The 13,009-nt window shown below is 61.9% G+C and carries 13 protein-coding genes; 9 read left to right on the top strand and 4 right to left on the bottom strand.

Annotation, left to right across the window (positions count from 1 at the left end; translation table 11 throughout):
* Nucleotides 1-25: 25 nt before the first annotated feature.
* Entirely contained in the window at nt 26-892 is an 867-nt protein-coding gene (locus L8K08_RS02130) for an MBL fold metallo-hydrolase (RefSeq protein WP_242194018.1), read from the bottom strand.
* Nucleotides 893-996: 104 nt separating this feature from the next.
* Here L8K08_RS02130 and L8K08_RS02125 point away from each other — a divergent pair, with 104 nt between their 5' ends.
* Together L8K08_RS02125 and L8K08_RS02120 are read left to right on the top strand one after the other, a co-directional pair.
* On the top strand, nt 997-1,902 hold the full coding sequence (locus tag L8K08_RS02125; RefSeq protein ID WP_145162963.1) for a LysR family transcriptional regulator: 906 nt from the start codon (nt 997-999) through the stop codon (nt 1,900-1,902).
* 99 nt (nt 1,903-2,001) lie between these two features.
* The gene (locus L8K08_RS02120; RefSeq protein WP_164487913.1) at nt 2,002-2,178 is read left to right on the top strand and encodes a hypothetical protein; all 177 of its coding nucleotides are present in this window, start codon (nt 2,002-2,004) and stop codon (nt 2,176-2,178) included.
* Here L8K08_RS02120 and L8K08_RS02115 read toward each other — a convergent pair.
* Nucleotides 2,171-3,055, bottom strand: a complete 885-nt coding sequence (locus L8K08_RS02115) for a helix-turn-helix domain-containing protein (RefSeq protein WP_145162965.1) — start codon at nt 3,053-3,055, stop codon at nt 2,171-2,173. The two genes, L8K08_RS02120 and L8K08_RS02115, sit on opposite strands and share 8 nt — an antisense overlap.
* Before the next feature lie 180 nt (nt 3,056-3,235).
* On the opposite strand from L8K08_RS02115, the gene pobA reads away from it, so the two are divergent.
* Together pobA and L8K08_RS02105 are read left to right on the top strand one after the other, a co-directional pair.
* Nucleotides 3,236-4,429: a 4-hydroxybenzoate 3-monooxygenase gene (gene pobA, locus L8K08_RS02110; protein ID WP_242194016.1), complete on the top strand. Its 1,194-nt coding sequence runs from the start codon at nt 3,236-3,238 to the stop codon at nt 4,427-4,429.
* A gap of 66 nt (nt 4,430-4,495) precedes the next feature.
* A complete protein-coding gene (locus L8K08_RS02105; RefSeq protein WP_242194014.1) occupies nt 4,496-6,013 on the top strand; it encodes an MDR family MFS transporter in 1,518 nt (505 codons plus the stop codon).
* Nucleotides 6,014-6,145: 132 nt separating this feature from the next.
* Here L8K08_RS02105 and L8K08_RS02100 read toward each other — a convergent pair whose 3' ends face one another.
* Both L8K08_RS02100 and L8K08_RS02095 read right to left on the bottom strand, forming a co-directional pair.
* Nucleotides 6,146-6,982: a cache domain-containing protein gene (locus L8K08_RS02100; RefSeq protein WP_242194012.1), complete on the bottom strand. Its 837-nt coding sequence runs from the start codon at nt 6,980-6,982 to the stop codon at nt 6,146-6,148.
* A gap of 51 nt (nt 6,983-7,033) precedes the next feature.
* Nucleotides 7,034-7,807: a transporter substrate-binding domain-containing protein gene (locus L8K08_RS02095; protein ID WP_242194010.1), complete on the bottom strand. Its 774-nt coding sequence runs from the start codon at nt 7,805-7,807 to the stop codon at nt 7,034-7,036.
* A 401-nt stretch (nt 7,808-8,208) separates the two neighbouring features.
* Between L8K08_RS02095 and L8K08_RS02090 the strand changes: the two genes are divergently transcribed.
* From L8K08_RS02090 to L8K08_RS02070, 5 genes are all read left to right on the top strand, one after another.
* A complete protein-coding gene (locus L8K08_RS02090) occupies nt 8,209-9,579 on the top strand; it encodes a glutamine synthetase family protein (RefSeq protein ID WP_242194008.1) in 1,371 nt (456 codons plus the stop codon).
* Between the two features lie 216 nt (nt 9,580-9,795).
* The gene (locus tag L8K08_RS02085) at nt 9,796-10,395 is read left to right on the top strand and encodes a class I SAM-dependent methyltransferase (RefSeq protein ID WP_242194006.1); all 600 of its coding nucleotides are present in this window, start codon (nt 9,796-9,798) and stop codon (nt 10,393-10,395) included.
* A gap of 122 nt (nt 10,396-10,517) precedes the next feature.
* Complete coding sequence (gene rnd / locus L8K08_RS02080) at nt 10,518-11,651, top strand: ribonuclease D (RefSeq protein ID WP_242194004.1); 1,134 nt, start codon at nt 10,518-10,520, stop codon at nt 11,649-11,651.
* Entirely contained in the window at nt 11,648-11,941 is a 294-nt protein-coding gene (locus L8K08_RS02075; protein WP_056857316.1) for a YcgL domain-containing protein, read from the top strand. The genes rnd and L8K08_RS02075 overlap by 4 nt, the downstream gene beginning before the upstream one ends.
* 107 nt (nt 11,942-12,048) lie before the next feature.
* Nucleotides 12,049-12,981: a D-2-hydroxyacid dehydrogenase gene (locus tag L8K08_RS02070; RefSeq protein WP_242194002.1), complete on the top strand. Its 933-nt coding sequence runs from the start codon at nt 12,049-12,051 to the stop codon at nt 12,979-12,981.
* The last annotated feature ends 28 nt before the right edge of the window (nt 12,982-13,009 follow it).

Raw genomic sequence — 13,009 nt, 5'->3', positions numbered from 1 at the left:
CCAGTACGTTAAGGTTTAAAACCATTCACCACTTCATTTCGCCCTTGGCGACTTTGGCACCGAGTTCCAGGCTGCTCTCATCTTCAAGTTTCGGGTAACGCTTTTTCATGGCCGCGATCAGCGCAGTGGAATCCTTGGCCTTGGCGGTTTCCTCATCGAACGCTTTGATATAGCCCGCGGTGAATGCCACGGACTGCACAGTGGGTGTACCCAGGTAGTGACCCGGAATCACGGTGCGCGGTTTCAGGTCTTCGATGCGTTGCAAGGTTGCCAGCCAGTCAGCGTGGGACTGGGCGGTTTGCGTATCGGCCATCCACACGTGGGTGTTCTCGAACACCACAACGCCGCCCACCACGGCCTTGATCGATGGAATCCACACGAAAGTGCGGTCCGGCTGCGGGCCGTCCAGGCCGACCACTTCCAGCGTCTTGCCTTCCAGGCTCAGGCTATGGCCTTGGAGCACCTGCGGGATGATGGCTTTGGCCGGTTTGTCGGCACCCAGCTTAGGGCCCCAGAACGCGAGTTTCTGCTCGGCGGTGGCCTTGATATGGTCGACCACCGGCTGGGTGGCTACCACCTTGGCGGCGGGGAACGCCTTCGTCAGCACTTCAAGGCCGAAGTAGTAATCCGGGTCGCCGTCACTGACGTAGATGGTGGTCAGGCGCTTGCCGCTGGCGCGAATCTTTGTCACCAGTTGCTCGGCTTGGGCATTGCCGAATTGCGCGTTCACGAGGATGACGTCGTGCTCGCCGCTGACCAGTACCGAGCTGACGGGCATCATTGCCGAGGTACCAGGGTTATAAGCATCCAGCGTCAGATCGGCTGCCGCGGCATGGGCGGCGAATGCCAGGGCGGCCATGGCCGTGGCCAATCGTTTAAGCGTCGAGATCATGTGCAGCTCCAGCAGCAGGTAAGTGATGCCCAGAGCTTAGTTGCACCAAACGTCACAAAAAATGCCATGCTTGAACATAGTTTGTTTCTGAAAGCGTGCAAATCATGGATCGTCTTCAAGCAATGCGGGTGTTTGTCACGGTCGTCGACCTGGGTAGCCAGTCGGCGGCGGCGGATCAGTTGGACCTGTCGCGGCCGGTCGTTTCACGTTATCTGGCAGAACTTGAGGATTGGATGGGCGCGCGGCTGATGCATCGCACCACGCGCAAGCTCAGCCTCACCGCGGCGGGTAGCGAAATGCTGCCCCGAGCGCGGCAGTTGCTGGAGTTGTGCAACGACATGCAGGCCGCCGTCAGCGAGCCGGACGAAGCGCCGCGCGGCCAGCTACGGCTGAGTGTCAGCAGCTCGTTCGGCCAGGCGCAATTGGCGGACGCCGTGGCCGAGTTCGTCAAGCGCAACCCGTTGGTCAGTATCGATCTGCAGATGCTCGACCGTACGGTGAACCTGGTGGATGAGCGTATCGACCTGGCCATTCGCACCAGTTTTGAGCTGGACCCCAACCTGATCGCTCGCAAGCTGACCCTCTGCCGCTCGGTCATTTGCGCGTCCCCGGCCTACCTGCTGGAGCACCCGCGTCCGCAGCACGTGCACGACCTGGCGAAGCATAACTGCCTGACGCACACTTACTTCGGCAAAAGCCTGTGGCACTTCACCGAAAACGCAGAGCCGGTGTCGGTGGCGGTACAGGGCAATATCAGCGCTAACGAGGCGACCGCGCTGTTACGGGTGACATTGGCGGGGGCCGGGGTGGCGCGGCTCCCCAGTTATCAGGCGGGGGATTACATCCGCAGCGGCGAACTGATCCGTTTGCTGCCCGAGGCGGAGCCCCAGCAAATGAATGTTTACGCGGTGTACGCCTCGCGCAAGCACATGCCGTTGGCGCTGCGCAGCCTGCTGGATTTTCTGGTGCTGCGCTTTCCTGAGGAGCCGGTATGGGATGTCGGCCTTTGAACCCGACATAAAGATCTTGAATGGCGTCCAATAATGGCAACTCTTGCTGGCTGACCTATGCTTTAAACAGCACCGAGTCGATCAGTTCAGAGGTGTGCCATGACTCTAAAAATCAGAAAGTACCTGATGATTTTCATCCTGTGCGCCCTGGCTACCGCGCTGTACGGCACGGCTGCCTATCGGGTTGAACAGACCCGCATGCAGCCGACCTTTGCGGTCAGTTGCCATCAGGACATGTGCCTGCCGCGTACCGGCAGTTTCAGCGCGCTCAGGTAGGCTGTTCGGCCTTCAACTGCTCGCGGAACGCTTTGGGCGAGAACCCGACCCGGCGCCGAAACAGTCGCGAGAAGTTGGTCGGGTCGGAAAACCCCAGCACCTCCGACATCTCATTGATGGTCATGCTGGTGTAGGTCAGCAGGCGCTTGGCTTCCAGCAACTGGCGGTCATGCATGATCTGCAGCGCAGGTTGCCCACCCAATTCGCGACACGTGCCGTTCAGGTGTGAAACCGAGATGCCCAGCTTGTGTGCCAGGTCTTCGATCTTGGGGTGCTCGCGGTAATGCTGTTCGACCAGTTGGGTAAACCGCCGGAAATATTCACGCCCTCGCGGTGCGCGCGCGTGGCGGCGCTGGATGGCCTGACGGCTGATCCACACCAGCAGCACGCTGACCAAGGCGTGCATCATCATGTCGCGCGCCGGTTGCTCATCGGCGTATTCGTCCTGCAGGCGCGCAAACAGGCTGTTGAGGTAGTCGCTGTCCTTGCCCGCCGGGTAGTTGCCCAGGGCTTGCAAGCCGTCCACCGTCGAGCCCAGCTGCGTCTGCAAATGGCTGACCAGCGGCGCTGACAGCGTCACGATGAACCCTTCGACATCTTCGGCAAACCGAAACCCATGCACACACAAGGGCGGCAGCACCTGCAAGGTCGCCTCGTCGAGCGTGGTGCGCTGGCCTTCGATTTCCAGTTGCGCCTGGCCTTTATGCACGTACAGCAACTGGCACAGGTCCGCGTGCCGGTGGGGCTGGATTTCCCACTGGTATTCCCGACTGCGCCGGGAAATGGTTTCACAGTGCAACAAATCGGGCGTCGGCCATTGCTGGCTTTCCCCGTAAAGCTTGAAGACCGGAATCGCGGTACTGGCAGTTTTGGTCATGGTTTCAATCCGATACTCAGGATAGTGGTTCGGTAATCGCCCCGATTGGCAAAAAGCGCAGGCTTTGTCTCAGTTTTCACCTTCTTATGGCGGTCACTCAAGTGAAAAATGTCAGCAACAAGATCAATGACAACTCTTTCACCTCATCCGTTCGGGTGAGCCTTGCGGACCCTAAAAATAATGAAAACGCTGAAAACCCAAGTCGCCATTATCGGCGCCGGTCCCTCCGGACTGTTGCTCGGTCAACTGCTGCACAACGCGGGTATCCAGACCCTGGTGCTAGAGCGCCAGCGGGCCGATTACGTGCAAGGCCGCATCCGTGCCGGGGTGCTGGAGCAAGGCATGGTCGACCTGCTGCGCGAAGCCGGCGTCAGCCAGCGCATGGACGCCGAAGGCCTGGTGCATGAAGGTTTCGAGCTGGCGCTCAATGGCCAGCTCAGCCATATCGACCTCAAGGGCTTGACCGGCGGCCGGTCGGTGATGATCTACGGCCAGACCGAAGTGACCCGCGACCTGATGCAAGCGCGTGAAGCCGCTGGCGCCCTCACGCTGTACGAAGCGCACAACGTGCAGCCCCATGACCTTAAAAGTGATCGACCGTGGCTGACCTTCGAGCATCAGGGCGAAGCCTTTCGTGTGGAGTGCGACTACATTGCCGGCTGTGATGGTTTCCATGGCGTGGCGCGCCAATCCATTCCGGCTGATTCGTTAAAGGTTTTCGAGCGCGTCTACCCCTTTGGTTGGCTGGGCGTCCTTGCCGACACGCCACCGGTGCATGCCGAACTGGTCTACGCCAAGCACCCGCGCGGCTTTGCGCTGTGCAGCATGCGTTCGCCGACCCGCAGCCGTTATTACCTGCAAGTGCCGGCTGAAACGGCGCTGGATGAATGGTCGGATGAGCGTTTCTGGGATGAGCTGAAAACCCGCCTGCCCAGCGCCCTGGCCGCACAGTTGGTGACCGGGCCGTCGATCGAAAAAAGCATCGCGCCGCTGCGCAGCTTTGTGGTGGAACCGATGCAATACGGGCGCCTGTTCCTGCTCGGGGATGCGGCGCATATCGTGCCGCCGACCGGGGCCAAGGGGCTGAACCTGGCGGCCAGTGACGTGAATACGCTGTTTCGCATCCTGCTCAAGGTGTATCGCGAGGGGCGCGTGGACTTATTGCCGCAGTACTCGGCAATCTGCCTGCGCCGGGTGTGGAAGGCCGAGCGGTTTTCCTGGTGGATGACCTCCATGCTGCACCAGTTTGCGGACGCGGATGGCTTCAGCCAGCGCATCGCCGAGAGTGAGCTGGCGTATTTCGTCGATTCGCAGGCAGGGCGCACAACCATTGCAGAAAATTACGTCGGGCTTGCTTACGAAGCTATCGAGTAGCCTGCTATCGTATCGAGCATTCCCGCGGGCCCTTTCTGCCCGTGGGCCTTGCTCGAAGGTTCTGCCGTGACCAACCTCAACCAGCCCACCCAACCCGTTCCCGCCGTGCGCAGTGTGCTCGCCGCCTTGATGATGGCGATCTTCCTCGGCGCACTGGACCAGACCATCGTCGCCGTGTCCATGCCGGCCATCTCCGCGCAGTTTCATGACGTCAACCTGCTGGCCTGGGTAATCTCCGGCTACATGGTGGCGATGACGGTGGCGGTGCCGATTTACGGCAAGCTCGGTGACTTGTACGGGCGTCGCCCGATGATGCTGATCGGCATGGGCGTGTTCACGGTGGCGTCGCTGTTTTGCGCCATGGCGCAAAACATGGAGCAACTGGTGCTGGCGCGCATTCTGCAGGGCATCGGCGCCGGCGGGATGATCTCGGTGAGCCAGGCGATCATTGGTGACATCATTCCACCGCGCGAGCGCGGGCGTTATCAGGGTTATTTCAGCAGCATGTACGCGGTGGCCAGCGTGGCCGGGCCGGTGCTTGGCGGGTACATGACCGAGTATCTGTCCTGGCGTTGGGTGTTTCTGATCAACCTGCCGCTGGGCGCCGGCGCCTGGTATGTGGCGCATCGCACCCTGGTCGGGTTGCCGGTGCCGCAGCGCAAGCCGATCATCGATTATGTCGGCACCTTGCTGATGATCATCGGCCTCACGGCCTTGCTGCTGGGCATCACCGAGATCGGCCAGGGCCATCATTGGCGCGACCAGCAAGTGCTCGGGCTGCTGGTGTGTGCGGGGGTGGCGCTTACGGTGTTCGTCTGGCATGAACGCCGTGCGCGCGAGCCTCTGCTGCCGATGCACCTGTTTGCCAATCGCAGCGCCGTGTTGTGCTGGTGCACGATTTTTTTCACCAGTTTTCAGGCGATTTCCCTGACGGTGTTGATGCCGCTGCGGTATCAGACGGTGACCGGTTCGGGGGCGGACAGCGCCGCGCTGCACCTGCTGCCGCTGGCCTTCGGCCTGCCGGTGGGGGCTTATTTTGCCGGGCGCATGACCTCGGTGACCGGGCGCTATAAGCCAATGATTCTGAGCGGCGCGTTGCTGAGCCCGTTCGCGATTCTGGGCATGGCCTACAGTGCGCCGCAGGCGGTCGGGATGACGGCGATGTTCATGTTGCTGTGTGGGATTGCGGCGGGGATGCAGTTCCCGACGTCGTTGGTGGGGACGCAGAATTCGGTCGAGCAGCGTGACATTGGCGTGGCGACCAGCACCACCAACCTGTTCCGTTCCCTGGGCGGGGCCGTAGGCGTGGCCTGCATGTCGGCCTTGTTGCTGGCGCTGTTGCAGGATTCGAGCTTTGCGCATTTGGCCAGCGGCGCGCTGGTGGCCGAAGGCAGTTCCGGCAACGTCTTGCTGGACGGCTTGAACGCCGCGCCCGGCCCGGCGCAGGATGCCCTGCGCGGGGAGTTGGCGGTGACGTTCCGGCATTTGCTGATGGTGAGTGCGGCGGTGTCGTTGCTGGGGTTGGCGGCGGCGATTGCGATGCCTAACCGAGTGCTGCGTGGGCGTGAAGACAAGGCCAAGTAACTGACCCGATGAAGATCAAATTGTAGGAGCTGGCTTGCCTGCGAAAGCGGTGTATCAGTGCCGGCTATGCAAACTGACCCACCGCTTTCGCAGGCAAGCCAGCTCCCACAGGTGACTGCATTCCAATCCTGATCAGGGGCTGTAATACCCGACCGCCACCATGAAGTGCCCGGCCTTGCGCACATATGCGTGTTTGTTCTCGACCCTGTCGGTCACCGGGTTTTTCCAGCGGTACTTGTACTCACCCTGATCCTGCTCGGCCATCAGCTTCAAAATCGGCTCGCCCACCGGCTTGCCGTCCGGGTCCCTGATCTTGGCAAAATCGGTGTCCACCAGCCGCAGGTTGGTGCCGTGGGCCACATAGCGCCCGGTATTCAGGTCGACCACGAACACATACAGGTCATCCTGCAGGAAGTCGCCCTGCAACGAATTGATCGCCTTGAGCGTGCCGGCTTCATCCTTGACCAGTGCTTTCACCGCCTTGTCGCGCAAACCGCGAGCCTGCTCTGGCGTGGCGCGTGGCAGGTAATAGCCGACGGCCAGAATCCGCTCGCCGATGCGCTGATAAAACACATGCTTGTGCTCAACCTTGCCGTCGTTCCAGTTCTGCCAGCGATAATCGGCCTGCTGGATGCCTTGGCCTTCGGGCACCGCCAGCGCTTGTTTGAACGAGGCTTGCAAGTCAGGCCCGAGCAACTCGGACACATCGCGGCCGATCAAGGCCGAGGAGGGCCCGCCACTGGCCAGCAACACGCCCTGGGTGTCGACCACAAACACATAACGGTCATGGTCGACAAACTCCCCTTGGCGACTGAACGCGGCAAACGCCTTGTCGCCATTGCTCTGGTAATAGGCCAAGGCCTTGGTCAGCAGCGCCTTGGCGGCCTGTGCGTCCTCCTCCTGAGTGGCCGCGTGCACCTGGCTGCAACACAACAGCAGCAGCCAGGTGATTCGGAGCAGTCCCTTCATTACTCATCCCTCGTTATTGTTTGATGTGAGCACAGCGTAGACGGCTGCGGCTCAGGGCGCCGCCAGCCATTGATTGACGATGGCGTCGTACGCCCCGGTGGCGACGCTCAAGTGCAACCACTGGTCGACATAGCTTTTCCACGCCACGTCATCGCGGGGCAGCAGGAAGGCCTTTTCGCTGTACTGCATCTGCTGCTGCGGGTTGACTGCGCACAGCCCGGGTTTGAGCTTTTGCTGGAAGCGCGCCTCGCTGGCGTCGGTGATCATCACGTCCGCCTTGCCCGCCAGCAACTCGTCGAAGATGGTCACGTTGTCGTGCAGGCGGATCTGCGCCTGGCCCAGGTGAGCGCGGGCAAACACTTCGTTGGTGCCGCCGGCCGGCTCGATCACCCGCACCTGCGGCTGGTTGATCTGCTCGACGCTCTGGTAGCGCTGCACATCGGCGCATCGCACCAACGGGATTTTGCCGTCCACACCCAGCGCCTGGCTGAAGAAGGCCTTTTTCTGGCGCTCCATCGACACCGAAATACCGCCCACGGCGATGTCACAGCGTTGAGCCAGGAAGTCCGGCATCAGGGTTTTCCAGGTGGTCGGCACCCACGTGATCGTCGCATTCAGGCTTTTGGCCAGCGACTCGGCCATGGCAATGTCGATGCCTTCATAACGGCCATCGGCGCGCAGCGACGTGTAAGGCTTGTAGTCGCCGGTGGTGCAGACGGTGAGCGTGCCGCGCTGCACCACCTCATCGAGGCGCGAGGGCGCGGCATCGGCCAGGGCGGTGGTTGCCAAACCCGCCAATACACACAGGGCCAGGGGAGCTTTCATGCGGTCGAGTCCTTGGGGCAAGATCGGGCGGCCATTATTTCCAGGAGCGCACCGAGGTAGCAAGCGGCGCGATTGTTTAGCCAAGCTGCAACCAAACTCCGTCAACCCTGAATTTAAACCCCCTGTGCAGGCGTGTGACGCTGCCGGGCATCTACCTCACTGTGAATCCCGCATGGACGGTTCCCCCGACACTCATCCCGCGACATTGCCTGGCGCTTTAATGCCCAGCTGTACCGCGGTTGTCGAGGCCCTTCCTTCCGAACTGGCCTTCTGGGCCTTGTTCCACTGCCGACACGCGCGCCCACCGGATACCGCTCTCCTACGTTGACCTCTCTCATAGACCCAGCGCCCCTGCGCGCGGTGCCTATGTTCCTGCCTGACGCAAACGTATGAGACTTGCCATGAGTGATTTCGCCTGCCTGCACGAAGCCCGATCTTTCCTTGAACAGCACCCGGACATCGAGATGTTCGAGCTGTTTATCCTCGACAACAACGGCGTGCCGCGCGGCAAATGGCTGCACCGCGATGAGCTGCTGGCGGTGTACGAAAGTGGCCGGCCGTTGCCCAGCACCATCCTCGGCCTGACGATTAATGGCGACGACGTGGAAAACTCCGGGCTGGTGTGGGAGGTCGGGGATATCGATTGCCGCGCCTATCCGATCAGCGCGAGCTTGCAGCGCATGCCGTGGCGCCTGATTCCCACGGCCGCCGTGCAAGTGAGCATGCACCCCACCGAGGGCATGCCCGCCACCGTGGCCGACCCGCGGCATTTGCTCGCCAAGGTCATCGACGGGCTGAAAGCCGACGGTTACTACCCGGTGATGGCGGCGGAGCTGGAGTTTTACCTGCTCGACCAGACACCCGACAGCAATGGCCGCCCACAACCGGCGCGGGATGTGGACGGCAATCGCCCGCGCTCGACCCAGGTGTACGGCCTGCGCGAGCTGGAGCAGATCGAGCCGTTCCTCGCCGATCTTTATAGTGCGTGCAAACTGCAAGGCATCCCGGCGCGCACGGCAATCTCCGAATATGCCCCGGGCCAGGTCGAAATCACCCTGGAACATCGCGCCGATGCGTTGCAGGCCATGGACGAAGCCGTGCGCTACAAGCGCCTGGTCAAGGGCGTGGCGCATAAACACGGGATGACCGCCTGCTTCATGGCCAAGCCGTTCGACGACCTCGCGGGCACCGGCATGCACATGCACGTCAGCCTGGCGGATGCACACGGCAACAACCTGTTCGCCAGTGAGGCTGCCGACGGCACGCCGCTGCTGCGTCAGGCTGTGGGTGGCATGCTCAGCACCTTGCTTGATTCGTTGCTGATGTTCTGCCCCAACGCCAACTCCTATCGCCGCTTCCAGACCAACAGCTACGCACCGCTGGCCGCCACCTGGGGCGTGGACAACCGCACCGTGAGCCTGCGCGTGCCCGGCGGGCCGGCCAATTCCCGGCACATCGAGCACCGCATCTGCGGCGCTGACGCCAACCCTTACCTGGCTGCCGCCGCAATCCTGGCGGGTATCCATCGCGGTATCCGCGAGCAACGCGATCCCGGCGCCCCGGTGGAAGGCAATGGCTATGCGCAAGCCAAACAATTGCTGCCCACCGACTGGCTCACCACCTTGCGTGCCCTGGAAGGGTCAAGCTGGGCGCGGGATGCGTTCGGCAGTGAGTTCCTGGGTGTGTACCTGGCGGTCAAGCGTGCCGAATATCGCCAGTTTATGGGCGAGGTAGGCGAGCAGGACTGGCGCTGGTATCTGCACCAGGCGTAATCCACTGTGGGAGCCGGGCTTGCCCGCGATAGCGGTGTGTCAGCCAGTGATGGGTTGCCTGGCCCACCGCCATCGTAGCCTCGCTGAAGCTCGACAACTCCCACAATGGATCTTGGGTGTTTGGTGGCCGTGACGGCTTCGACCTTTTTTTCACGTTGCAGTGGGTAAGCTGCGGTTCAAGGTCGTTCACTACCGTTCCACACACATGAGCCCGTGATGCCGTCACAACCACCTTCCGCCATCGAAATTGAATTCACCGAGCGCTGTGACCGCGAGCATGCCAGGGTCTGCGGCGACACACGCCCGCCGCGCCTGCGCCAGCGCGTAGCGGCGTGGCGTGATGAGCGGTTGGTGCGCCAGGCATTGAAAGTGGCCGGCGAGCCGGGGCTGATCCTCGACCTGGCCTGCGGTTCCGGCCGGTTCTGGCCGGTGTTGGCAGAACACATCAACCGCGTGATTCTGGCCTCTGACAATTCCCAGGCGATGCTCGACCATGCGCGCACTCATCACCCGGCAGCGCTGCTCAAGCGCGTCAAAACATTCCAGGGGTCGGCGTTTTCCATCGGCTTGTCGGCCAATGCGGTGGACTGCATTTTCTGTATGGAACTGTTTCGCCATGTACCCAGCAGTGAAGGGCGTTTGGCGCTGCTGCGCGAGTTCCATCGGGTCAGCCGCGACACCGTGATCGTTTCCGTGAACGCACACACACCTGTCGAGGGCGAGTTTCGCCAAGCCGGTTTCAAAATACTTAACCATCAGGAGTTCCTGCCGGGCTCCAAGCTGTGGCGGGTTTACGTACTGCGTAAGAGAAGCTAACTCCCGTCCGTCGGACTATTCTTCCTGTCTTGTCGGAGTTTTCATGAAGGCGTGTGCACTGCGGATGCTCGCAAGCGTCTTTCGCGATATATACTGCGCGCCATTCTTCAAGGGAGAGCCGTGTGGCCATCGATATTCACTGGATCTGCGACAACGATAGCCTCGGCCAGCATTGCGCCGAATGGCAGCAGTTGCCATTCGTCGCCCTCGACACCGAATTCATGCGGGTCGATACCTTTTATCCCATTGCCGGGCTGATCCAGATCGGCGATGGCGTACGCGCTTACCTGATCGACCCTCTGACCATCGACAATTGGCAACCCTTGGCCGCCTTGCTGGAAAACCCGGCGGTGATCAAGGTGGTGCACGCCTGCAGCGAAGACCTGGAAGTGTTGCTGCGCCTGACCGGCAGCCTGCCGGTGCCGTTGTTCGACACCCAATTGGCGGCGGCTTACCTGAACCTCGGTTTCTCCATGGGCTATTCGCGCCTGGTGCAGGCCGTGCTGGATATCGAGTTGCCCAAGGGCGAAACGCGCTCGGACTGGCTGCAGCGGCCGTTGTCCGAGACCCAAGTGAGCTACGCCGCCGAAGACGCGGTGCACTTGGCCGAGGTCTACATCCGCCTGCGTCCGCAGCTCTCAGACGACAAATACGCCTGGGTGCTGGAAGACGGCGCCGAGTTGGTCGCCAACCTGCGCCGCGAAGTCGACCCCTACGAGGTGTACCGCGACGCCAAGCTGGCGTGGAAACTGTCCCGCGCCCAGCTCGCCGTGCTGCGTGAACTGTGCGCCTGGCGCGAGCAGCAGGCCCGTGCCCGCGACCTGCCACGCAACCGCATTATCCGCGAGCACTCGTTGTGGCCCCTGGCCAAATCCCAGCCGGACAACCTTGCCGCGCTGGGCAAAATCGAAGACATGCACCCGCGCACCGTACGTCAGGACGGCCAGTTTCTGCTGGACCTGATCAAGCGCGCCGGCAGCGTGCCCATGGACCAGTGGCCGCCGGCGGTTGCCGAGCCGCTGCCGGTGGACGCCGCCACGCTGATCAAGCATCTGCGGGCCTTGGGCCAGGCCGAAGCCGAACGCCTGAACATGGCGCCGGAACTGATGCTGCGCAAGAAAACCCTCGAAGCCCTGGTCAAAAGTGGCTACCCCGATGGGTCTTATAAATTGCCAGACTCGCTGCGTGGCTGGCGCCGCGAGTTGATGGGCCAGGCGCTGCTCGACAGCCTGGCCACTGCCGGAGAACAGCCTTGAAACGTATTTGCTCCATCTACCGCAGCTTGAAAAAAGACGGGATGTACCTCTACGTGCTCAAAAGCGACGCGTTGGAGCGTGTGCCCGAACCGTTGATGGCGGCCTTCGGCAAGGCCCATCTTGCGTTCGAGATGATCCTGACGCCGGAGCGCAAGCTGTCCCGCGAGGACATCACCGTGGTCCTGGAAAACCTCGACAAGCAGGGCTACCACCTGCAAATGCCACCGGCCGAGGATGAGTACATCGAACACTTGCCCGAAGAGCTGCTGCGCCGCAACGACCCGATGTGATCGGTCAGTGCCCCAACCCGGGCACCTTCTTCAATGCAAACGTATTCGTTGGCGGTGGCCGTAAGGATGCGGGCGGCCGTCTGCAGTGTTTTTGAAAGGTTTGAACCATGCGTGTTCTGATTGCTGAACAGGATTACCCGCTCTACGCCAAGCTGCTGAGCGAAGCGGCACCGGACCTTGAGGTGCTGACCAGCGGCGACTCGGCCGAACTGTCGCGCCTGGCCGCCGATTGCCCGGTATGGCTTGGCCAGCCGGATCTGCTCGCCACCCTGTTGCGCCAAGGCCACCAGCCGCAATGGCTGCAATCGACCTGGGCGGGCATCACGCCGCTGCTGGCCGATGGCTTGCCACGCGACTATCGCCTGACCCGTGCGGTGGGCATTTTTGGCCAGGTCATGGCCGAGTTTGTGCTCACCTACATGCTCGGCCACGAGCGCGAAGTGCTCGCGCGCCTGGTCAGCCAGGTTGAGCGCAAGTGGGACAACCGCATGGGCCAGAGCCTGGCCGGGCGCAAGGTGTTGATCGTCGGCACCGGCGATATCGGCCAGAGCGTTGCCGATTTTCTGCTGCCGTTTGGCGTCAAGCTCTACGGCATCGCCAGCACCGCGCGTGAGCAGGCGCCGTTTATCGAAGTGGCCGGGCTGGATCAACTGGGCCGTCTGGTGGGCGAGGTGGACTACGTGATCAACCTGCTGCCTAACACGCCAAACACGCACGATTTGTACGATGCGGCGTTGTTCAAGCAATTCAAGCCGACCGGCTTGTTTATCAACGTTGGCCGCGGCGTGGCCGTGGTTGATGCTGACCTGGTCGAGGCGCTGAAAGAAGGGCACCTGGCCGGCGCGGTGATCGACGTGTGCCGCCAGGAACCGCTGCCGCAACGCCATCCGTTCTGGACCGCGTGGGGGCTGCTGCTGACCGGGCACAGCTCGGCGCCAACCTCGCCGGGCATGATGGTGGAGTTGTTTGTGCAGAACCTGCGGGCGTATCAAGCCAAGCAAGCGTTACGCGCAGAAGTAAGCTTCGAACGCGGTTACTGATGTGGCAGCGGGCAAGCCCGCTCCCACA

This window comes from Pseudomonas sp. TREG-RG-20F-10-E-6-01 (assembly GCF_022662455.1).
In the GTDB taxonomy this organism is placed as follows: domain Bacteria; phylum Pseudomonadota; class Gammaproteobacteria; order Pseudomonadales; family Pseudomonadaceae; genus Aquipseudomonas.
The sequence above is the reverse complement of the archived record's forward strand: the minus strand, read 5'-3'. Positions and strand labels throughout refer to the sequence as shown.